Origin of the sequence: Streptomyces sp. NPDC093097, from assembly GCF_044754325.1 — a bacterium.
Taxonomy (GTDB): Bacteria; Actinomycetota; Actinomycetes; order Streptomycetales; family Streptomycetaceae; genus Streptomyces.
Window position 1 is genome coordinate 104,377 of record NZ_JBIVOW010000010.1, and the last position, 21,741, is coordinate 126,117.

The 21,741-nt window shown below is 72.0% G+C and carries 20 protein-coding genes; 6 read left to right on the forward strand and 14 right to left on the reverse strand.

Annotated elements, in window-relative coordinates:
- Positions 1-2 precede the first annotated feature (2 nt).
- Genes zwf through pgl form a run of 3 tightly spaced genes read left to right on the forward strand, consistent with a single transcriptional unit; the run spans position 3 to position 3,390 of the window.
- Positions 3-1,535, forward strand: a complete 1,533-nt coding sequence (gene zwf / locus ACIQE0_RS19025; RefSeq protein ID WP_366339930.1) for a glucose-6-phosphate dehydrogenase — start codon at positions 3-5, stop codon at positions 1,533-1,535.
- Positions 1,532-2,587 (forward strand): glucose-6-phosphate dehydrogenase assembly protein OpcA, encoded by a 1,056-nt coding sequence (opcA, locus tag ACIQE0_RS19030; RefSeq protein ID WP_402333466.1) that lies wholly within the window; start codon positions 1,532-1,534, stop codon positions 2,585-2,587. The genes zwf and opcA overlap by 4 nt, the downstream gene beginning before the upstream one ends.
- Positions 2,584-3,390, forward strand: coding sequence for a 6-phosphogluconolactonase (gene pgl, locus ACIQE0_RS19035; protein ID WP_402333469.1), 807 nt, complete (start codon positions 2,584-2,586; stop codon positions 3,388-3,390). Before opcA ends, pgl begins: the two co-directional genes overlap by 4 nt.
- Before the next feature lie 90 nt (positions 3,391-3,480).
- Here the strand turns inward: pgl and pgi are convergent, their stop codons facing one another.
- The 13 genes from pgi to ACIQE0_RS19100 all read right to left on the reverse strand — a co-directional run bounded on the left by pgi (position 3,481) and on the right by ACIQE0_RS19100 (position 17,570).
- Complete coding sequence (gene pgi / locus ACIQE0_RS19040) at positions 3,481-5,133, reverse strand: glucose-6-phosphate isomerase (RefSeq protein ID WP_366339754.1); 1,653 nt, start codon at positions 5,131-5,133, stop codon at positions 3,481-3,483.
- Positions 5,134-5,189: 56 nt separating this feature from the next.
- On the reverse strand, positions 5,190-6,464 hold the full coding sequence (locus tag ACIQE0_RS19045) for an MFS transporter (RefSeq protein WP_402333473.1): 1,275 nt from the start codon (positions 6,462-6,464) through the stop codon (positions 5,190-5,192).
- 222 nt (positions 6,465-6,686) lie between these two features.
- A complete protein-coding gene (locus tag ACIQE0_RS19050) occupies positions 6,687-7,022 on the reverse strand; it encodes an RNA polymerase-binding protein RbpA (protein WP_016578660.1) in 336 nt (111 codons plus the stop codon).
- 152 nt (positions 7,023-7,174) lie between these two features.
- Complete coding sequence (gene secG / locus ACIQE0_RS19055) at positions 7,175-7,411, reverse strand: preprotein translocase subunit SecG (protein ID WP_030086299.1); 237 nt, start codon at positions 7,409-7,411, stop codon at positions 7,175-7,177.
- Between the two features lie 138 nt (positions 7,412-7,549).
- Complete coding sequence (tpiA, locus tag ACIQE0_RS19060) at positions 7,550-8,326, reverse strand: triose-phosphate isomerase (RefSeq protein WP_366339749.1); 777 nt, start codon at positions 8,324-8,326, stop codon at positions 7,550-7,552.
- 6 nt (positions 8,327-8,332) lie between these two features.
- Complete coding sequence (locus ACIQE0_RS19065) at positions 8,333-9,544, reverse strand: phosphoglycerate kinase (protein ID WP_402333478.1); 1,212 nt, start codon at positions 9,542-9,544, stop codon at positions 8,333-8,335.
- Positions 9,545-9,655: 111 nt separating this feature from the next.
- The gene (gap, locus tag ACIQE0_RS19070; protein WP_366339745.1) at positions 9,656-10,660 is read right to left on the reverse strand and encodes a type I glyceraldehyde-3-phosphate dehydrogenase; all 1,005 of its coding nucleotides are present in this window, start codon (positions 10,658-10,660) and stop codon (positions 9,656-9,658) included.
- A gap of 266 nt (positions 10,661-10,926) precedes the next feature.
- On the reverse strand, positions 10,927-11,916 hold the full coding sequence (gene whiA, locus ACIQE0_RS19075) for a DNA-binding protein WhiA (protein ID WP_018536829.1): 990 nt from the start codon (positions 11,914-11,916) through the stop codon (positions 10,927-10,929).
- Positions 11,907-12,968 (reverse strand): uridine diphosphate-N-acetylglucosamine-binding protein YvcK, encoded by a 1,062-nt coding sequence (yvcK, locus tag ACIQE0_RS19080; protein ID WP_366339742.1) that lies wholly within the window; start codon positions 12,966-12,968, stop codon positions 11,907-11,909. The genes whiA and yvcK overlap by 10 nt, the downstream gene beginning before the upstream one ends.
- Positions 12,965-13,921, reverse strand: coding sequence for an RNase adapter RapZ (rapZ, locus tag ACIQE0_RS19085; RefSeq protein WP_366339740.1), 957 nt, complete (start codon positions 13,919-13,921; stop codon positions 12,965-12,967). The genes yvcK and rapZ overlap by 4 nt, the downstream gene beginning before the upstream one ends.
- Positions 13,918-15,987: an excinuclease ABC subunit UvrC gene (gene uvrC, locus ACIQE0_RS19090; RefSeq protein WP_402333482.1), complete on the reverse strand. Its 2,070-nt coding sequence runs from the start codon at positions 15,985-15,987 to the stop codon at positions 13,918-13,920. Before uvrC ends, rapZ begins: the two co-directional genes overlap by 4 nt.
- Positions 15,988-16,102: 115 nt before the next feature.
- A complete protein-coding gene (locus ACIQE0_RS19095) occupies positions 16,103-16,975 on the reverse strand; it encodes a hypothetical protein (RefSeq protein ID WP_402333485.1) in 873 nt (290 codons plus the stop codon).
- Positions 16,976-16,979: 4 nt separating this feature from the next.
- Positions 16,980-17,570: a papain-like cysteine protease family protein gene (locus ACIQE0_RS19100; RefSeq protein ID WP_366339734.1), complete on the reverse strand. Its 591-nt coding sequence runs from the start codon at positions 17,568-17,570 to the stop codon at positions 16,980-16,982.
- A 238-nt stretch (positions 17,571-17,808) separates the two neighbouring features.
- Here ACIQE0_RS19100 and ACIQE0_RS19105 point away from each other — a divergent pair, with 238 nt between their 5' ends.
- Positions 17,809-18,768 (forward strand): hypothetical protein, encoded by a 960-nt coding sequence (locus tag ACIQE0_RS19105; RefSeq protein WP_402333488.1) that lies wholly within the window; start codon positions 17,809-17,811, stop codon positions 18,766-18,768.
- Between the two features lie 13 nt (positions 18,769-18,781).
- On the opposite strand, the gene ACIQE0_RS19110 is transcribed toward ACIQE0_RS19105, so the two are convergent.
- A complete protein-coding gene (locus tag ACIQE0_RS19110) occupies positions 18,782-19,195 on the reverse strand; it encodes a Rieske (2Fe-2S) protein (protein WP_366339730.1) in 414 nt (137 codons plus the stop codon).
- A 344-nt stretch (positions 19,196-19,539) separates the two neighbouring features.
- Here ACIQE0_RS19110 and ACIQE0_RS19115 point away from each other — a divergent pair, with 344 nt between their 5' ends.
- A complete protein-coding gene (locus tag ACIQE0_RS19115; RefSeq protein ID WP_402333492.1) occupies positions 19,540-20,592 on the forward strand; it encodes a LacI family DNA-binding transcriptional regulator in 1,053 nt (350 codons plus the stop codon).
- Positions 20,593-20,608: 16 nt separating this feature from the next.
- Complete coding sequence (locus ACIQE0_RS19120) at positions 20,609-21,583, forward strand: carbohydrate kinase (RefSeq protein ID WP_402333495.1); 975 nt, start codon at positions 20,609-20,611, stop codon at positions 21,581-21,583.
- The last annotated feature ends 158 nt before the right edge of the window (positions 21,584-21,741 follow it).

Consider the following 21,741-nt stretch of genomic DNA (forward strand, 5'->3'; position numbering starts at 1 on the left):
CCTTGACCGCTGTTCATGGAGCCAATCCGCTCCGTGACGCCGCGGACCGGCGGCTCCCGCGCATCGCGGGGCCGTCGGGCCTGGTCATCTTCGGCGTCACGGGCGACTTGTCGCGCAAGAAGTTGATGCCCGCGGTCTACGACCTGGCCAACCGCGGCCTGCTCCCGCCGGGCTTCTCGCTGATCGGCTTCGCCCGCCGCGAGTGGGAGGACGAGGACTTCGCGCAGGTGGTGTACGAGGCTGTCAAGCAGCACTCCCGTACGCCGTTCCGCGAGGAGGTCTGGCAGCAGCTGGTCCAGGGCTGCCGCTTCGTCCAGGGCAACTTCGACGACGACGAAGCCTTCGAGACCCTCAAGGCCACCATCGAGGAGCTGGACAAGGCCCAGGGCACCGGCGGCAACTTCGCCTTCTACCTGTCCGTGCCGCCGAAGTTCTTCCCCAAGGTCGTCCAGCAGCTCAAGAAGCACGGGCTGGCCGAGCAGCGGGAAGGGTCCTGGCGCCGCGCGGTCATCGAGAAGCCGTTCGGCCACGACCTGGCCAGCGCCCAGGAGCTCAACCGGATCGTCCACGAGGTCTTCCCGCCCAACGAGGTCTTCCGGATCGACCACTACCTGGGCAAGGAGACGGTCCAGAACATCCTGGCGCTGCGGTTCGCCAACACCATGTTCGAGCCGCTGTGGAACCGCTCCTACGTCGACCACGTCCAGATCACGATGGCCGAGGACATCGGCATCGGCGGCCGGGCCGGCTACTACGACGGCATCGGCGCGGCCCGCGACGTCATCCAGAACCACCTCCTCCAGCTGCTCGCGCTGACCGCCATGGAGGAGCCCGCCTCCTTCGAGGCGGACGCGCTGGTGGCGGAGAAGTCCAAGGTGCTGGGCGCCGTCCGGCTGCCCAAGGACCTGGGCAAGGAGACCGTCCGCGGCCAGTACGCGGAGGGCTGGCAGGGCGGCGAGAAGGTCGTCGGCTACCTCCAGGAAGACGGTATCGACCCCAAGTCGAAGACCGACACCTACGCCGCGATCAAGCTGGGGATCGACAACCGCCGCTGGGCGGGCGTCCCGTTCTACCTGCGGACCGGCAAGCGCCTGGGCCGCCGGGTGACCGAGATCGCGGTGGTCTTCCAGCGCGCCCCGCACTCCCCCTTCGACCACACCGCCACCGAGGAGCTCGGGCAGAACGCCCTGGTCATCCGCGTCCAGCCGGACGAGGGCGTGACCGTGCGGTTCGGCTCCAAGGTGCCGGGCACCTCCATGGAGGTGCGCGATGTGTCGATGGACTTCGCCTACGGCGAGTCCTTCACCGAGTCCAGCCCCGAGGCGTACGAGCGGCTGATCCTCGACGTGCTGCTCGGTGACGCCAACCTCTTCCCGCGGCTGGAGGAGGTCGAGCTGTCCTGGAAGATCCTCGACCCGATCGAGGACTTCTGGGACCGGCACGGCAAGCCCGCGCAGTACCCGGCGGGCACCTGGGGTCCCGTGGAGGCGGACGAAATGCTCGCACGAGACGGACGGAGCTGGCGTCGGCCATGAAGATCGATCTGACGGAAACCACGGCCAGCGCGATCAACAAGGCGCTGGTCCAGGGCCGCCGCGCGGTCGGCACCCCGGCCATCGGCATGGTGCTCACCCTCGTCATCGTCACCGACGAGGAGAACGCCTACGACGCCCTGAAGGCGGCCAACGACGCCTCCCGCGAGCACCCCTCGCGGACCCTCGTCGTCATCAAGCGGGTCAGCCGGTCGCCGCGCGACCGCGCCAAGGCCCGGCTGGACGCCGAGGTGCGGGTGGGCACGGACGCCGGCACCGGCGAGACGGTGATCCTGCGGCTGTACGGCGAGGCGATCGACCACGCCCAGTCCGTGGTGCTGCCGCTGCTGCTGCCGGACGCCCCGGTCGTGGTCTGGTGGGCCGTCAACGCCCCGCTGAACCCGGCCAAGGACCCGCTCGGCGCGCTCGCCCAGCGCCGGGTCACCGACGCCTACGCCGCCGAGCAGCCCATCGAGGAGCTGACCGGCCGCGCCGACTCCTACACCCCCGGCGACACCGACCTGTCCTGGACCCGGATCACCCCCTGGCGTTCCATGCTGGCGGCGGCGCTCGACCAGGCGCCGTGCACGGTCACCTCGGCCGTGGTCGAGGGCGAGGAGTTCAACCCCAGCTGCGAGCTGCTGGGCATGTGGCTCGCCAGCCGGCTGGACGTGCCGGTCACCCGTACCGACTCGGCCGGCCCCGGGCTCACCGCGGTGCGGATGGAGTCCAGCGGCGGAACGATCGTCCTGGACCGCGCGGACGGTTCGCTGGCCACGCTCTCCATGCCGGGCCAGCCGGACCGCGCCGTGGCGCTCAAGCGGCGGGAGACCTCCGAGCTGCTCGCCGAGGAGCTGCGCCGGCTCGACCCGGACGACATCTACGCCGCCGCGCTGAAGTACGGCGTGGAGCGGTTGCAGGTAGCGGGCAAGGGGACGGCGGCCGCGGACGACAAGCCCGCTCCGGCGGGCGGCGAGGCCGCGGCCCAGGGCCAGGACGCTCCCGCCAAGCCGGCGGCGAAGAAGGCGGGCGCGAAGAAGGCGGCCGCCAAGTGAGCGCCCCCCAGGTCGTCGTCCACCGCGACAAGGAGCTGATGGCGAAGGCCGCCGCGGCCCGGCTGATCACCAAGATCGTCGATGCCCAGGCGGCCCGCGGCTCGGCCTCCGTCGTGCTGACCGGCGGGCGCAACGGCAACGGGCTGCTCGCGGCCCTGGCCGAGGCGCCCGCCCGGGACGCGATCGACTGGTCGCGGCTGGACCTGTGGTGGGGCGACGAGCGGTTCCTGCCGGACGGCGACCCGGAGCGCAACTACACCCAGGCCCGCGAGGCGCTGCTGGACAGCGTCCCGCTGGACCCGGCGCGGGTCCACCCGATGGCGCCCTCGGACGGCCCGTTCGGCCGTGACCCGGACGCCGCCGCCGAGGCGTACGCGGCCGAACTCGCCGCCGCGGCCGGCCCGGAGCACTATCGGTCGGCGGCCACCCCCGAGGGCCGCCCGGTGCCGTCCTTCGACGTCCTGCTGCTGGGCGTCGGCCCGGACACCCACGTCGCGTCGCTCTTCCCCGAGCTCCCCGGCGTCCGCGAGCAGGAGCAGACGGTGGTCGGGGTGCACGGTGCCCCCAAGCCGCCGCCCACCCGGATCTCGCTGACCCTGCCCGCGATCCGCGCGGCACGGGAGGTCTGGCTGCTGGCGGCGGGCGAGGACAAGGCCAACGCCGTGGCCATCGCGCTCTCCGGCGCGGGCGAGGTGCAGGCCCCGGCGGCCGGAGCGCGCGGGCGCAGCCGGACGCTGTGGCTGCTGGACGAGGCGGCCGCCGCCCAGCTGCCGCGCAGCCTCTACCCCCCGGCGTCCTCCTGAGCCGGGCGGCGCACCGTCACCACCGGAGCGCCGCGCAGACGCCGACGGCCCCACACCCCGCGCGGGGTGTGGGGCCGTCGGCGTACGGCATCAACGCCCGCGCAGCTCGCGGTACTTGGCGACCAGCCCGGCCGTCGAGGCGTCCAGGCCCGGGACCTCCGCGCCCTCGGTGAGCGCCGGCTCGACCCGCTTGGCGAGCACCTTGCCCAGCTCCACGCCCCACTGGTCGAAGGAGTTGATGTTCCACACCGCGCCCTGGACGAACACCTTGTGCTCGTAGAGCGCGATCAACTGGCCGAGCACCGACGGGCTGAGCTCCGACGCCAGGATCGTGGTGGTGGGGTGGTTGCCGCGGAACGTGCGGTGCGGCACCAGCTCCTCGGCGACGCCCTCGGCCCGCACCTCGTCCGCCGTCTTGCCGAACGCCAGCGCCTGGCCCTGGGCGAAGAGGTTGGCCATCAGCAGGTCGTGCTGGGCGACCAGACGCGGCTGGAGGTCGTCGACCGGGCGGGCGAAGCCGATCAGATCGGCCGGGATCATCTTGGTGCCCTGATGGAGCAACTGGTAGTAGGCGTGCTGGCCGTTGGTGCCGGGGGTGCCCCAGACGACCGGTCCGGTCTGCCAGTTGACCGGATTGCCCTGGCGGTCCACGGACTTGCCGTTGGACTCCATGTCCAACTGCTGGAGATAGGCGGTGAACTTGGAGAGGTAGTGGCTGTAGGGCAGCACGGCGTGCGACTGGGCGTCCCAGAAATTGCCGTACCAGATGCCCAACAGGCCCAGCAGCAGCGGGGCGTTCTCCTCCGGCGGGGCGGTGCGGAAGTGCTCGTCGACGAGGTGGAAACCGGCCAGCATCTCGCGGAACCGCTCCGGGCCGATCGCGACCATCAGCGACAGCCCGATGGCGGAGTCGTAGGAGTAGCGGCCGCCGACCCAGTCCCAGAACTCGAACATGTTGTCCGTGTCGATGCCGAACTCGGCGACCTTCTCGGCGTTGGTCGACAGCGCCACGAAGTGCTTGGCGACCGCTTCCGGCCCGGCCCCGAGACCGGCCAGCAGCCAGTCGCGGGCGGAGGTGGCGTTGGTGATCGTCTCGATGGTGGTGAACGTCTTCGAGGCGATGATGAACAGCGTCTCGGCCGGGTCCAGATCGCGGACCGCCTCGTGCAGGTCGGCGCCGTCCACGTTGGAGACGTAGCGGAACTGCATGTCCCGGTGGGTGTAGGCGCGCAGCGTCTCGTAGGCCATCGCGGGGCCGAGGTCGGAGCCGCCGATGCCGATGTTGACGACCGTCTTGATGCGCCGGCCGGTGTGGCCCTTCCAGTCGCCGGAGCGGACCCGGTCGGCGAAGATGCCCATCCTCGTCAGGACGTGCTGCACGGCGGGGACGACGTTCTCCCCGTCGGAGGTGATGACCGCCGAACCGGGCGCGCGCAGCGCGGTGTGCAGCACGGAGCGGTGCTCGGTGAGGTTGATCTTCTGGCCCCGGAACATCGCGTCCCGCAGCTCGGCCACCCCACTGGCCGCGGCCAGTTCGCGCAGCAGCCGCAGGGTCTCGTCGGTCACCAGGTGCTTGGAGTAGTCCAGGTGCAGATCGCCGACCTGGAGGGTGAGGCGCCCGGCGCGACCGGGATCCTTGGCGAACAGCTCGCGCAGATGCACCTCCCGCAGCTGCTCGCGGTGCTTGCTCAACGCGGTCCACGTAGGGCTCTGGTCGAGCCTGCTGCGGCCTTCTGCGTTCATTCGGACATCAGCCTTCTTCGTCTCGTAGCGACCCCGCCGCCCTCCAACTTAATTGATCAGGGCACGGTATGAGGTATCTGTCCGCTGTCGGGCGAAGCGCTGTCGCCGCTCCGTATGACCGGCAGCAGCGCCAGCGTGCCCAGCCCCAGGAGCACGGCGGCCACCAGTGCCGGGAAGTTGGGCCCCCAGGCCACGGCGGCCGCGCCGCCCAGCAGCGCGCCCAGCGGGACACCGGCGATCGAGACCGTGCGGAACGCGGAGCTGATCCGGCCCAGCAGCGCGGTCGGGGAGCGCTGCTGCACCACCGTGGTCTCCAGGACGTTCCACACCGTGCCGGCGAAGCCGAACAGGGCCAGCGCCAGGGCCGCGGGCCACAGCGCGCGCACCGTGCCGAACACCACCAGCACCGCGGTCTGCGCGAGGCCGGCCAGCAGCAGGGTCCGCAACTGCCCGCCGGCCGCGGCGATGACCCGCCCGGCCAGCAGCCCGCCGAGCACCGAACCGGCCCCGTACCCCGTCGTCACCACGACATAGCCGACGTCCCCGGCACCGAGCCAGTCCTTGACGACCACGACCAGCTCCGCGATCAGCGCCCCGATGCCGACGTTGCCCAACGCCACCGAGAGGCAGACCAGCCGCAGCACCCGGTCCTGCCACAACGCCCGTATGCCCTCGGCGATTTCGCGCCGCAGGGACCGCCCGGAGGCGGCCGGCGGCCGGGGCGGCGCGGCGGTGCGCAGCGCGGCCACCAGGGCCGCGGCGACCAGATACGTCGCGGCGTCGGCGGCGAACGGCAGCGCGGCGCTCACCCCGATGAGCACCGGCGCCACCGGCCCTCCGACGAACCGCCCGACGACCTCCTGCCCCGTCATCAGCCGGGCGTTGGCGGCCGTCAACGCCTCGCGGGGCACCACCGACGGAAGCAGCGTCGTGGCGGCGTTGTCGAACAGCGTCTGGAGGGTGGTGAGCGCGAAGGCCAGCGCCAGCACCAGCGCGATGTCCGCGGCACCGGCCGCCACCGCCACCGCGAAACCGGCCATCAGCAGCCCGCGCAGCAGATCGACCGCCCACATCGCCCGCCGCGCCTCGACCCGGTCGGCGACCGCGCCGCCGAGCAGCCCGAAGAGCAGCCATGGCGCGAAGCCGAAGGCGGTGACCAGCGCGATCAGCAGCGGATCGGCCGTCAGCGCCCGGGCGAGCAGCGGGAGCGCGGTGCCGCGCAGGGCGTCGCCGAAACGGGAGACCACCGCCGCGCTCCACAGCAGTCCGTACCCGCCGCGCCAGGCCGGCGCGCCGGCTCCCGCCGCACCGTCCGCTTCCGTCCGCGCCATGTCCGCCCCCGTACCGCGCGTCCCCGAGGACCCCCGAGCGGGATCCGCTCCTGTGCGCAACCGTACGGTCGGCCACTGACAACGGGCCTAGGGCAACCTCCCCATCCCTCCCCTCAGATCCCGCCGGGCGGGAAGTAAGCGACCGGCCCGGCGGGAGGGGATGTCCCTCCGGCCGGGCCGGTCGTGGTCAGCTGCGTGCGCGTGCGGCGCTTTGAGGTTCCGTCAGATCTCACCGCGGAGCTTGGCGAGCGCCTCGGCCAGGATCGCCTCGCCGTCGGCGTCGCTGCGGCGCTCCCGGACGTAGGCGAGGTGCGTCTTGTACGGCTCGGTACGCGGCGGGTCCGGCGGGCTGTCCCGGTCCTTGCCGGCCGGGAAACCACAGCGGGGGCAGTCCCAGGTGTCCGGCACCTGGGCGTCGCCGGCGAAGCTGGGCTGCGTCTCGTGCCCGTTGGAGCACCAGAAGGAGATGCGGATGCGCGGCGCGGACTCACCGCGCTCGGCCTCCCCCATCGGCCCCGCCCCGACCCGACTTCCTCGGATCGCGTTGCCACTTGCCACGGTCGTAACTCCCTGCGTAATGGTGCCGCGTGCCTCTCACAGCAACTGCGCTGCGGGCGCCCCAGTGTACGTAAGGCCCAACGCGCGTCCAGTGACACGAGTTACCGTCCCGGGACGCTGCCTTCATGATAGGCCGCGTACCCGACGGTATGTCAGCTGCCGAGCTTCATCAGGATTCCGAGCACCACGATGCAGGCGAACCAGAGCAGGCCGATCACGATGGTGATGCGGTCGAGGTTGCGCTCGGCTACGGAGGAACCGCCGACCGAGGACTGCATGCCGCCGCCGAACATGTCGGACAGGCCGCCACCCTTCCCCTTGTGCATGAGCACCAGCATCATCAGCAGCAGGCTGAAGACGATGAGGGCGATCGAGAACCCGATGACCACGGCTGGACCAACTCTCTGAGGACTGTCGGACGGAACATACCCGCCGGGCGGGGCCGGACGGAGCGGGGCCGGGCGGTGCGCACGACACCGGGCCCGGCCCCGACAGGGTACGACGGGCCGAGCCCGTCGTCATAGCTGCTACTGATCGCGGAAACGGACGATCTTGACGAATTCGTCGGAGTCCAGCGCCGCGCCGCCCACCAGGGCACCGTCGACGTCCGGCTGCGCCATGATCGCGGCGACGTTGCCCGACTTGACCGAGCCGCCGTACTGGATGCGGACCTTGTCGGCCAGCTCCTGGCTGTAGAGCTCGGCGAGCCGGCCGCGGATCGCCCCGCAGACCTCCTGCGCGTCCTCGGGGGTCGCGACCTCGCCGGTGCCGATGGCCCACACCGGCTCGTAGGCGATCACGATCGTCTCGGCCTGCTCGGCCGGGACGTCCTTGAGGCCGCCGTCGACCTGGGCGAGGGTGTGCGCGACCTGGTTGCCGGCCTTGCGGACGTCCAGGCCCTCGCCGACGCAGAGGATCGGGGTCAGGCCGTGCCGGAACGCGGCCTTGACCTTGGCGTTGCAGATCTCCTCGTCCTCGCCGTGGTACTGACGGCGCTCGCTGTGGCCGACGGCCACGTACGCGCACTTCAGCTTGGCCAGCATGGCGCCGGAGATCTCGCCGGTGTAGGCACCGGAGTCGTGCGCCGAGAGGTCCTGGGCGCCGTACTTGATCTTGAGCTTGTCGCCGTCGACCAGGGTCTGCACCGAGCGCAGGTCGGTGAAGGGCGGCAGCACCGCGACCTCCACCTGGTCGAAGTCCTTGTCGTCGAGGGCGAAGGCGAGCTTCTGGACGTGGGCGATGGCCTCGAGGTGGTTGAGGTTCATCTTCCAGTTGCCCGCCATCAGCGGGGTACGTGCACTCACGGTTGTTCAGTCCTCCAGAGCGGCGAGGCCGGGGAGCGTCTTGCCTTCGAGGTATTCGAGGCTGGCGCCGCCGCCGGTCGAGATGTGGCCGAAAGCATTCTCGTCGAAGCCGAGCAGGCGCACCGCGGCGGCCGAGTCACCGCCGCCGACGACGGTGAAGGCGTCGGAGTCCAGCAGCCCCTGGGCGACGGCCTTGGTGCCGTTCGCGTAGTCGGGGTGCTCGAAGACGCCCATCGGGCCGTTCCAGAAGACGGTGCCCGCGTCGGCGAGCTTCGCGGCGTAGAGCTCGCGGGCCTTCGGGCCGATGTCCAGGCCCTCCTGGTCGGCCGGGATGGCGTCCGAGGAGACGAGGTCCGGGTGGGCCGGGGCCTTGGTCTTCAGGTCCGGGAAATCGACCGAAACCAGTACGTCGACGGGGAGCACGAACTCCACGCCGCGCTTCTCGGCCTCGGCCAGGTACTCCAGGCAGACCGGGATCTGGTCCTTCTGGAGCAGGGAGATGCCGACCTCGTGCCCCTTGGCCGCGAGGAAGGTGTACGCCATGCCGCCGCCGATCAGGATGCGGTCGGCCTTCTTGAGCAGGTTGTCGATGACGCCGAGCTTGTCGGAGACCTTGGCGCCGCCGAGCACCACCACGTAGGGGCGCTTGACGTCCTCGGTGAGCTTCTTCAGGACGCCGACCTCGGTGGCGATCAGGTCGCCGGCGGCGTGCGGCAGCCGCTTGGGGAGGTCGAAGACCGAGGCGTGCTTGCGGTGCACGGCACCGAAGCCGTCGCCCACGTAGAGGTCGGCGAGCTCGGCGAGCTGGTCGGCGAAGGCACCGCGCTCGGCGTCGTCCTTGCTGGTCTCGCCCGCGTTGAAGCGGAGGTTCTCCAGCACGGCCACCTGGCCGTCGGTCAGCGCCGCGGTCACCGTACGGGCGGACTCGCCGACCGTGTCGGTGGCGAACGCCACGTCCTGGCCGAGGAGTTCACCGAGCCGCCGGGCCGCGGGGGCCAGCGAGAAGGCGGGGTCCGGGGTGCCCTTGGGACGGCCCAGGTGGGAGGCGACGATCACCTTGGCGCCGGCCGCGGCGAGCTTGGCGATGGTCGGCTGGACGGCGCGGATCCGGCCGTCGTCGGTGATGGTGGTGCCGTCCAGCGGGACGTTGAGATCGGCGCGGACGAAGACCCGCTTGCCGGCGACGCCGTCCTGGATCAGGTCGTCGATCGTCTTCATGTGAAGTGACTCCGTTGTAGTCCGTCATGGGACGGGGCTCGTAGGGCGCGTTGCCGCGCCCTACGAGCCCCGTCCGCACATTCCGGTGCCTTGGGTGACGTCAGGCGGAGATCAGAGCTGGCCGCCGACGAAGACGGTGAGGTCCACCAGACGGTTGGAGTAGCCCCACTCGTTGTCGTACCAGCCGACGATCTTGACCTGCTTGCCCTGGGCCATCGTAAGGGAGGAGTCGAAGGTGCAGGAGGCCGGCCAGTTGACGATGTCCGAGGAGACGATCGGGTCCTCGGTGTACTCCAGGATGCCCTTGAGCTGACCCTCGGAGGCCTTCTGGAAGGCGGCGTTGATCTCGTCCTTGCTGACCTCGCGGTCCAGCTCGACGACGAGGTCGGTGACCGAGCCGGTGGGGACCGGGACGCGCATGGCGATGCCGTCCAGCTTGCCCTTGAGCTGCGGGAGGACCAGGGCGGTGGCCTTGGCGGCACCGGTCGAGGTCGGGATGATGTTCTCCGCGGCGGCGCGGGCGCGGCGCAGGTCCTTGTGCGGGAAGTCCAGGATGCGCTGGTCGTTGGTGTACGCGTGGACCGTGGTCATCAGGCCCTTGACGATGCCGAAGCTCTCGTCGAGCACCTTCGCCATCGGCGCCACACAGTTGGTGGTGCAGGAGGCGTTGGAGATGACGTGGTGGTTGGCCGCGTCGTACTTGTCCTGGTTGACGCCCATCACGATGGTGATGTCCTCGCCCTTGGCGGGCGCGGAGATGATGACCTTCTTGGCGCCGGCGGCGAGGTGCTTGGCGGCGTCCTCGCGCTTGGTGAAGATGCCGGTCGACTCGATAACGATGTCAGCGCCCAGCTCGCCCCAGGGGAGCTTGGCGGGGTCACGCTCAGCCATCGTCTTGAAGGTCTGGTCGCCGACCGTGATGGTGTCGTCGGTGTGGCTGACGTCCTGCTTCAGGCGACCCAGGATGGTGTCGTACTTCAGCAGGTGGACCAGGGTGGCATTGTCGGTCAGGTCGTTGACACCGACGATCTCGATGTCCGCACCCTGCTCCAGGAGCGCGCGGAAGTAGTTGCGACCAATGCGGCCGAATCCGTTAATGCCTACGCGGATCGTCACGAACCGATCTCCTCGTTAGTACGCCGGTTTTGGTCACCGGCGAGCTGTATGGGCTGTCCCCGACCGACTACGACCCTACCCCCTGGAAGAGACGTACGTGACATTGACATCGGCGCCGAAAGGTGCTCAAGTGAGCGCCCCCGAGCCCCTCTGACGCCCTTTGAGCGGCACCCCTCTTGACAAGCGCACAGACAGCGCCCCCGGCACCTGAATTCGGGTGCCGGGGGCGCTGTGTGCACTGTGCGTGACGAAGGACCGGGGTGCGGTCAGCTGACCATGCCGTCGGCGAGCTCCTCGGTGAGGTTGGACTCGGTGCCCGGGATGCCCAGGTCCTGGGCCCGCTTGTCGGCCATCGCCAGCAGCCGGCGGATGCGGCCGGCGACCGCGTCCTTGGTCAGCGGTGGATCGGCCAGCGCGCCCAACTCCTCCAGGGACGCCTGCTTGTGCTCCATGCGCAGCCGGCCGGCCGCCGCGAGGTGCTCGGGGACCTCCTCGCCGAGGATCTCCAGGGCGCGCTGGACCCGGGCGCCGGCGGCGACCGCGGCCCGCGCCGAGCGGCGGAGGTTGGCGTCGTCGAAGTTGGCGAGGCGGTTGGCGGTGGCCCGCACCTCCCGGCGCATCCGCCGCTCCTCCCACGCCAGCACCGACTCATGGGCGCCGAGCCGCGTCAGCAGCGCGCCGATCGCATCACCGTCACGGACGACGACGCGGTCGACGCTGCGCACCTCGCGGGCCTTGGCGCCGATGCCGAGCCGGCGGGCCGCGCCGACCAGGGCGAGGGCGGCCTCGGGGCCGGGGCAGGTGACCTCCAGGGAGGACGAGCGGCCGGGCTCGGTCAGCGAACCGTGGGCCAGGAAGGCGCCGCGCCAGGCCGCCTCGGCGTCGCAGGTCGCGCCGGAGACCACCTGCGGGGGCAGGCCGCGGATGGGGCGGCCGCGGCCGTCGACCAGGCCGGTCTGGCGGGCCAGTTGATCGCCGCCGGCCACCACGCGGACCACGTAGCGGCTGCCGCGCCGCAGCCCGCCGGGCGCCATCACCACCAGGTCGGAGGAGTGCCCGAAGATCTCCAGGATGTCCTTGCGGAGCCGGCGGGCGGCGATGCCCGTGTCGAGCTCCGCCTCGATCACGATGCGGCCGCTGACCAGGTGCAGGCCACCAGCGAACCGCAGGATCGACGAGACCTCGGACTTCCGGCAGCAGGTCCGGGTGACGGGGAGCCGGGAGATCTCATCCTTCACCGCAGCCGTCATCGCCATGGGCCGATCCTTCCATGCATCCGAAAAATACGGTCGTACGCGGCTGCCAGCAGTTCCGGATCGTGCCGGTCGGGGGCTCCCCCGGCACCGGACCGGACGTCGTCTCCATGTGCGGCGACCGCCGCCAGCTCGACCTCGCTGCCCACCAGTTGCTTGGCGGCAACCGTCAGACCTTCGATGTCGGGCACCGCGGCCTCGTCGGCCAGCACCACGTCGAAGGCGAGTTTAGGGGCGTGTCGGGCCAAAACCTCCAAATGACGCTGCGGGGAGAAGCCCTCGGTTTCGCCCGGCTGGGGCGCGAGGTTGAGCGAGAGGACCTTGCGGGCCTGGGTCTCCTCCAGGGCTTCGCGCAGCTCGGGCACCAGCAGATGCGGGATGACGGAGGAGAACCACGAACCGGGGCCGAGCACCACCCAGTCGGCGTCGCGGACCGCGGCGACCGCCTCCGGGACGGCCGGCGGATCCTCGGGGACGATGTGCACGGACTGCACCTCGCCGGGGGTGAGCGCGACCGTGGCCTGGCCGCAGACGGTGCTGATCTCGTCCGGGTGAGCAGCGTCCAGCCCCTTGACCTGGGCCTGGAGTTCCAGCGGCACCGCCGACATGGGCAGCACCCGGCCGTGCGCGCCGAGCAGCTTGCCGACCAGGTCCAGCGCCTGGACGTGGTCGCCGAGCTGCTCCCACAGCGCGACGATCAGCAGATTGCCCACGGCGTGGTCGTGCAGCTCTCCCTCGCTGGTGAAGCGGTGCTGGATCACTCGGGACCAGGTCTGGCCCCAGTCGTCGTCACCGCACAGCGCGGCCAGCGCCTTGCGCAGGTCGCCGGGGGGCAGCACGCCGAGCTCGTCGCGGAGCCGGCCGCTGGAGCCGCCGTCGTCGGCGACGGTGACGACGGCGGTGAGGTCCCGGGTGATGCGGCGCAGCGCGGCGAGCGAGGCGGACAGGCCCATGCCGCCGCCGAGCGCCACCACCTTGGGGGTGGCGCCCTTCGTCGTGCGGCCGCCGGGGACGAGGCGGCGTACCCGGCGCAGCCGGGGCGTACGGGAGGTCACTCGCGCCCCATGTCCCGGTGCACGACGACCGTTTCGACACCGTCGGAGATCAGTCGGCGGGCCAGCTTCTCGGACATCGCGACGCTGCGGTGCTTGCCGCCGGTGCAGCCGACGGCGATGGTCACATAGCGCTTGCCCTCACGGCGGTAGCCCGTCGCGACCAGGCGCAGCAGCTCGGTGTAGCCGTCCAGGAACTCCTTGGTGCCGGGCTGGTCGAAGACGTAGTCGGAGACCTCTTCGTTCAGACCGGTGAAGGGGCGCAGCTCAGGGACCCAGTGCGGGTTGGGGATGAAGCGGCAGTCGACGACCATGTCGGCGTCGACCGGGAGGCCGTACTTGAAGCCGAAGGACATGACCGTGGCGCGCAGTTCGGGAACCTCCTCACCGGCGAACTGGGCGTCGAGCTTGGCGCGGAGCTCGTGGACGTTGAGGCTGGAGGTGTCGATGACCAGGTCGGCGTCGCCGCGCAGCTCGCGCAGCAGGTCGCGCTCGGCGGCGATGCCGTCGACGATCCGGCCGTCGCCCTGGAGGGGGTGCGGGCGGCGGACCGACTCGAAGCGGCGCACCAGGGCCTCGTCGGAGGACTCCAGGAAGACGATGCGGCGCTTGACGTTCTGCGCGTCGAGGGTGGCCAGCGACTCCTTGAGGTTGGCGAAGAAGCGGCGGCCGCGGACGTCGACGACCACGGCGATCTTGGCGACGTTGCCCTGGGAGCGGGCGCCCAGATCGACCATGGGCGGGATCAGCTCGGGCGGGATGTTGTCGACGACGAACCAGCCGAGGTCCTCCAGGCACTTCGCCGCCGTGCTGCGGCCGGCGCCGGACATGCCGGAGATGATCACCAGCTCGGGGATCGCGGCGCTCTCGCCCTGGTCGGCTTCGCGCATCGTGCCCGTACTCACCTGTGCACCGTCTCTCTCGGTTTCCTGCGTCTCGTTGCGTCTGCTGGTCATCGCTCCTGCCCCCGTTCTGCTGACAACGCGGCGGGCGGGGCCCCGTCATCCTCAATGATCTCTCCTGTGGCGGTGTTCACCGCGGGGGCGGGCGGGGCCGCGGCGGACAGCGCCGCGGCGACCGTCTCGGCGGTCTTCCGGCCGACGCCGGGGACCTGGCAGATCTCGTCGACCGTGGCGGCCCGCAGTTTCTTCAGCGAGCCGAAGTGTGTCAGGAGGGCCTGGCGGCGGGTCTCGCCGAGCCCGGGGACGGCGTCCAGCGGGGAGGCCTTCAGCCGCTTGCCGCGCTTGTTGCGCTGGTAGGCGATGGCGAAACGGTGCGCCTCGTCGCGGACCCGCTGGAGGAGGTAGAGCCCCTCGCTGCTGCGCGGCAGCACCACCGGGTCGTCCTCGCCGGGCAGCCAGACCTCCTCCAGGCGCTTGGCCAGGCCGCAGACCGCGACGTCGTCGATGCCCAGCTCGTCCATGGCCCGGCGGGCGGCCGCCACCTGGGGGGCGCCGCCGTCGACGACCACCAGCTGGGGCGGGTAGGCGAACCGCTTGGGGCGGCCGTCCTCGTCGGTGAGGTGGCCGGCGGGGTCGGTGGGGTCGGCGGTGGGCGCCGGGTCCGCGGCCTGTTCCGCGAGCGCGGACCCGGCCGGCTCCTCGCCCCACTCCCCGGACTTCTGCTTCTCCTGGAGGTAGCGCCTGAAGCGGCGGCCGATGACCTCGTGCATGGAGCGCACATCGTCCTGACCGGCGAAGCCCTTGATCTGGAAGCGGCGGTATTCGCTCTTCCGGGCCAGGCCGTCCTCGAACACCACCATGGAGGCGACGACGTCCTCGCCCTGGAGATGCGAGATGTCGAAGCACTCGATGCGCAGCGGGACCGCGTCCAGGTCGAGGGCCTGGGCGATCTCCTCCAGGGCACGGGAGCGGGTGGTCAGGTCGGAGGCGCGCTTGGTCTTGTGCAGGGCGAGCGCCTGCTGGGCGTTGCGCGCGACAGTGGCCATCAGGTCCTTCTTGTCGCCGCGCTGCGGGATGCGCAGCGAGACCTGGGAGCCGCGGCGGTCGGTGAGCCACTGGGCGACCGGCTCGGCGGGCTCGGGCAGCGCCGGGACCAGCACCTCCTTGGGGACCGCGTCACCGCGCTCCTCGCCGTAGAGCTGCTGGAGGGCGTGCTCGACCAGACCGCTGGTGGTGACCGCCTCGACCTTGTCGGTGACCCAGCCGCGCTGGCCGCGCACCCGGCCGCCGCGGACGTGGAAGATCTGGACCGCGGCTTCGAGTTCGTCCTCGGCGACGGCGATCAGGTCGGCGTCGGTGGCGTCGGCGAGCACCACCGCGTTCTTCTCCATGGCCCGCTTGAGGGCGCCTATGTCGTCCCGCAGCCGGGCGGCGCGCTCGTACTCCATCTCCTCGGCGGCCTCCTGCATCCGGCGCTCCAGCCGGCGGAGGTGGGCGCCGGTGCGGCCGGCCATGAAGTCGCAGAACTCCTCGGCCAGTTCGCGGTGCTCCTCGGGGGAGATCCGGCCGACGCAGGGGGCCGAGCACTTGCCGATGTAGCCGAGCAGGCAGGGGCGGCCGATCTGGGCGGAGCGCTTGAAGACGCCGGCGGAGCAGGTGCGCACGGGGAAGACCCGGAGCAGCAGGTCGACGGTCTCGCGGATGGCCCAGGCATGGGCGTACGGGCCGAAGTAGCGCACGCCCTTCTTCTTGGCGCCGCGCATCACTTGGACGCGCGGGAACTCCTCGCCCAGGGTCACCGCGAGGTACGGATAGCTCTTGTCGTCGCGGTACTTGACGTTGAACCGCGGGTCGAACTCCTTGATCCAGCTGTATTCCAGCTGGAGCGCCTCGACCTCGGTGGAGACCACCGTCCACTCCACGGAGGCGGCGGTGGTGACCATCGTGCGCGTGCGCGGGTGGAGACCGGCCAGATCCTGGAAGTAGTTGGCCAGGCGCTGGCGCAGGCTCTTGGCCTTGCCGACGTAGATGACCCGGCCGTGCTCGTCGCGGAACTTGTAGACCCCCGGCGAGTCGGGGATCTGTCCCGGCTTGGGTCGGTAGCTGCTGGGGTCTGCCATGCCCACCACCCTACTGACCGCCACCGACAATCACGCCCGTGGCGACGGAGCCCGCCCCGGTGCGGCCGGTGACGGCGCGACGGGACGGGCTCCGGTGGCGGCGCGGCCGCGGCGGTCAGCGGTTGCGGCGCCGGCGCACCGCCGCGGTGGCCGACAGCCCGAGCGCCAGCAGGGCGGCGGCAGCGGCCACCGACGAGGCCGCGGTCACCGGGAAGGCGTCGCCGGCCGTGGCGTCCGCGGCGACCGGGTGCGGTGCGCGGTCGGGGCCGGCGGCGGCCGTCCCGCCGGTGGGCCCGAAGCCGCCGGCCGCACCGCGCTTGTCGTACGCGGAGCCGGGGAGTTTGTCGCCGTACGCCGTGGTCACCCGCTTCCGGTAGGCGGCGACGGTGGTGCCGTGCGGGCCCACGGCCTTGCGGGCCGCGTCGTCCAGGGGCTCGATGCGGTCGCCGCGCTGGACGTACCAGGCGTCGATCTGCGGCTCGTGGAACACCGTTCCGGCACCGTGCGCGGCGCCGGCCGCGGCGTAGCGGGTCTCGTCGTCGCCGCTGGCGATGTTGACGACCTTCCAGGCCCCGCCCTGGTGGGCGGTCCATACGGACGCCTTGCGGCCGTCCGCGGCGACGGCCTTGGTGGCCATGAACTCCAGCCGGGCGACGGGGGCGTCGGCCCTGCCGCGCACGAAGTCGGGCGAGAGCTCGTAGACCGGGACGGTGGCGCCCTCGATGCGCGGGGCGGTCCGGGCCGGGGCGGCGAGGCCGGCGCCGCCCTTGGGCAGGGCCCCGTCCTCGGCCGGCGCGGCGGCGAAGAAGCGGGCCAGGGTGTCCAGGGTCGCCGGGGCGGCGGCCACGTCGTGGGCGGCGGACACACTGGCGCGGGCCGGCGCAGGCGGCGCGGGCGCGGCGGCCAGCGCCGCCTGCGGGGCGAGGCCGAGGAAGGCGGCGGCGAGGGTGCCCGTGGCGGCGGCGCGGACGGCGGTGCGCTTCGGCATGGCCTCAGGCTCCTATCCGGTAGAGGGAGTGCGTCCAGGAGAAGGAGCTGCCGTTCACGTAGTAGCCGAAGTCGCCCCAGTTGTAGCGGTTGTTGGTGGCCCAGGGGTCGCCCCAGTACACCCAGTTGCGAGAGGTGTCGTAACCGTAGAGAACGTGCATGTGGCCGCCGCCGGAGGCCCATTGGACGCGGGTCTCTATGGGGCGCCTGGCGTTGATCTCGTTCTGCACGGTGTCGTAGCGGAGCCAACCCGTCACATATGAGCCATGTGGCATACCCATCCAGTCAAATGCGGTCTGCACATTTCCCAGCGTGGCCTGGTTGTTGGGGCAGGTGGAGCCCTGCCGGCGGTTGAACGCGGCGTTGCAGAACTGGTTCTGGCTGTAGTTGCGGCCGTACCAGGTGGCGATGGTGTTGCCGGAGGCGGCCCAGCACCAGTTGGTCTCCTGCTGGGCCTGCATGGTGATGTCGAGGCGGTTGGCGCCCTGCGGCGCGGCGTCGGCGGTACCGGGCAGCGCGATGAGGGCCACTGCGGTCAGCGCCGCGGCCGACAGCCATCTGCGGCGCCGGCGCCGGGTGAAGGGAGCGTGAAGCATGGCGTTCCTCCCGTGAGGGGTGAAAGGTGAGAGGAGCGCATCCGGATGCTGCTGTGGAGCATCGGGTGTTGTCGCAGGCAGGTCAACACGCTTCAATGCGAGGTGACATGGGGGTGTGGACGAACGGGCCCGAATGTGAACGGCCGGTGCCCAACGTCCTGCAACGAACGAGCAGGGAGAGCGTGCGCCATGCGTTCCGGTTGTGAACATTCACCGCGCGCGCCGGAGGATTGAGGCAATGGCACAGAACATCCCCGACACCGCGCAAAACCCCTCGGTCCCGGCCGAGTTGGCCCAGCTGCTGCGGACCGGACCGTTCCACCTCGCCCTGCGCAGCGCCCTCACCGCACGCGGTCTGGCGCTCACCCGCGTCCAGCACAAACTCGCCCAGCGCGGCATCACCATCGGTGTCACCAGCCTGAGTTACTGGCAGCAGGGCGCCCGGAGACCGCAGCGCCCCGAGTCGCTGCGCGCGGTCCGCGCCCTGGAGGACGTCCTCGGGCTGCCCGACCGGTCACTGCACCGGCTCCTGGTGCCCGAGGGCGGCGCCCGCCCGGAGACCGAGCGGCCGCCGGCCCGCTCGTACCGCACCCTGGTGGCCCCGGCCGACTGCCTCCAGCAGCTCTTCACGGAGCTGGAGACCCCGGTGGACGGCGGGGTGCACACCGTCGGCCACCACGAGCGGGTACGGATCGGGTCCCGGCGCGAGCTGAGCGAACGGGAATCCCTCCAGGTGGTGCGCGCCCACCGGGACGGGGTGGACCGCTACATCGCCATCCACCGGGGCGATCCGGGCTGCGATCCCCACCGGGTGCGGGTGCGGGCCGCGGAGAACTGCCGGCTGGGGCGGGTGCGCGGGGACGCGGAGAACGGCGTGGTCGTGGCCGAGCTGCTCTTCGACACCCGGCTCCAGGTCGGCGACACCCATGTCTTCGGCTACGCCTTCGAGGACGGCAGCGGCGGCCCGAGCTCCGAGTACGTGCGCGGTTTCAGCTTCGCCGGAGGCCAGTACGTGCTCCAGGTGCGCTTCGACGAGGTGGCGCTGCCGGTGCGCTGCCGCCGCTTCACCCAGGCGTCGGCCGGCGCCCCGCGCAGCGGCCGTCAGGAGCTGACGCTGAGCGGGCGGCACCACGCGGTGCACGTGGTGGAGCAGGGGGTGCGGCCGGGAATCCTGGGGATCACCTGGGACTGGAGGTGAACGGGGCAGCGACTCAGCCCGCGATCAGCTTGCCGCCCTTGACCTTGATCGGGACCGACTCCAGCGGGACGGCCGCCGGACCCTGGGCGACCTTGCCGTCGGCCACCTGGAAGTGGCTGCCGTGCAGCGGGCAGATCGCCTGCCCCTTCTCGATCTTGTTCAGCACCGCGCCCATGTGCGTGCACACGCTGCTGAAGCACTTGAACTCGCCCTTGGCGGGCTGCGAGACCAGCAGCCGCTGCGCGGCGTAGAGCTTGGCGCCGCCGACCGGCACCTCCGTGGCCGGGCCCAGCTCGACCGGCGCGTCCGAGGACGGCCGGGCGCTCGTCCCCTGCTCGCCCCCGGCGCAGGCGGCGGCGCCGAAGCATGCGATACCGGCGAGCGCGGCCCCGCGCAGCACGGTCCGACGGTCCGGGGACGCGCTCATATGGCAACTCCTGATCAGTGGACGGCGTCGACTCCCGACGATACCGGGGCGGTCCGCCCGGACGGACGGCGGTCCACCCGCCGCGGGCCACGGCCCGTGGTCTCCGGCGCACCCCCTGGACGGAGAGGGAGCGCCGGCGGCGTCGGTGACGGCCGCGGGAGGGCGCCCGGTGCCGCCGCGGAGCGAGGAGAGTCGAACCCACCGGGACGTAAACGCTTGCGCAAGCGTTTACGCTTGCCCTTCCGCGGCCGTGCCGTGAGGGACCGCGGCGGACGGCCGGACGCGGGACCGCCCGTCCGGAGGCCGGGGCACGGTGCACCGGGGCGTCGGGAGGAAAGAGCCGGATGGCGACGATGGTGGACGTGGCACGGCGCGCGGGCGTCTCGGTCGCCACGGTCTCGCACGTGGTGAACGACACCCGGCCGGTGCGCCCCGACACCCGGGCCGCGGTGCTGGCCGCCATCGAGGAGCTCGGCTACACCCACAACACCCTCGCCCGCTCACTGGTCACCGCCCGCACCCGCTCCATCGGCCTGGCGGTCTCGGCGATCAGCAACCCCTACTTCACGGAGATCCTCCAGGGCGTCGAGGCCGCCGCGCTGGAGGCCGGGTACAGCCTGCTGATCGCCGATCCGCACGACGATCCGCGCCATGAGCGCAAGGTCGTCCAGCTGCTGCACGAGCGGCGGGTGGACGGCATGATCGTCGCCCCGTCCGCCGAACCCGCGGCGATGGCCGAATATTTGACGAGGCGTCATATACCTGTGGTCTTCCTCGACCGGTTGGTCGGCGACGGCTTCGACCAGGTGTGTGCGGAGAGCGCCGGTCCGGTGCGCCGGCTCGTCGAGCATCTGGCCGACCTGGGCCACACCCGGATCGGCCTGGTGGCGGGCGCGCCCGGGCTGAGCACCACCGCCGAGCGGGTCCAGGGCTACCGCGAGGGGCTGCAATCCCGCGGACTGCCGTTCGCGCCGGAGCTCCTGGCCGGCGGCGACTCCGAGGCGGCGGGCGCCCAGCACGCCACCCGGCGCCTGCTCGCCGCGCCGGAGCCGCCCACCGCGCTGATCACCGCCAACAACGCGATGACCATCGGCGCGCTCCAGGCGCTGCGCGCCCTGGGCCTGGAGGTCCCCCGGGACCTCGCCCTGGCCTGCTTCGACGACTTCTCCTGGGCGGACCTGTTCACCCCGCGGCTGACCGCGATCGCCCAGCCCAGCAAGGAACTCGGCGCGGCGGCGGTCCGTCTGCTCCTGGAACGGCTGGACGCGCCGGACCGGCCGCCCCGCACCGTCCGGCTGCCCTGCGCCTTTGTGCACCGCACCTCGTGCGGCTGCCCTGACCCCGCTCGGCCCCAGGTCCCGAACGGACCGCAGCCCGCAAGGCCCCGGCCTCTGTAGGAAAGGACCCGCATCCGTGATCGTCGTCGCCGGCGAGGCGCTGATCGACCTCGTCCCCAGCCAACAGCCCTCCCCCGACGGCCCGTTGCCGGCGCTGCTGCCGCGGCGCGGCGGCGGGCCGTACAACACCGCGCTGGCGCTGGGGCGGCTGGGCTCGCCCACCGCGTTCTGCTCCCGGGTCTCGACCGACGCCTTCGGCGCGTCGCTGCTGCGCGGCCTGCGCGACGGCGGGGTGGACACCTCGCTGGTGCAGCGCGGCCCGGAGCCGACCACCCTGGCGGTGGCGGACATCAGCCCGGACGGCTCGGCCGGTTACGGCTTCTACGCGGAGGGCACCGCCGACCGCCTCTTCACCCTTCCCCCGGCGCTGCCGGACGGGGTGCGCGCGCTGTCGCTGGGCACCTGCTCGCTGGTGCTGGAACCGGGCGCCGGCGCGTACGAGGCGCTGCTGCGACGGGAGGCCCGGCGCGGGGTGTTCACCGCGCTCGATCCCAACGTCCGCCCCGGGCTGATCCTCGATCCGGACGGCTACCGCGCCCGTTTCCGCTCCTGGCTGCCGGACCTGGCGCTGCTGAAGCTGTCCGAGGAGGACGCGCGGTGGCTGGCCGGGACGGGTTCGGAGCCGACGGGCGCCGCGGGCGCCGGCCGGGCGGCGGCGCTCGCGGCGGCCCGGGAGTGGCTGGCCGCGGGGCCGGCGGCGCTCGTCCTCACCCACGGCGGCGACGGGATGACGGTGCTCACCCGGGACGGCGGCGAGGTGGCGGTGCCCGGTGAGCAGGTCGCCGTGGTCGACACGATCGGCGCGGGCGACACCGTCAACGCGGCGCTGCTGCACCGCCTGGACGCCCACGGCGCGCTGTCGTACGCGGCGATCGCGGCGCTGACCGACGACGACTGGGCGGACATCCTCCGCTTCGCCGCCCGGGCGGCCGCGGTCACCTGCTCCCGAGCGGGCGCGGAACCGCCGTTCGCCGCCGAACTGGCGGCTTAGCCAGGGCCTGTCGTCACACTCCCGTGGACGGCCCGATGGGCAGGGTGGGCGGTGTCCGGTGCGTGCTCTCGGTCTGCCGGGTGAGGGCCCCTGCACTGGAGTGGTGGGGTCGTTGCCCGGTGCGGCGAGAGTGCGTGTCGAGCGCCGGACAGCAGATG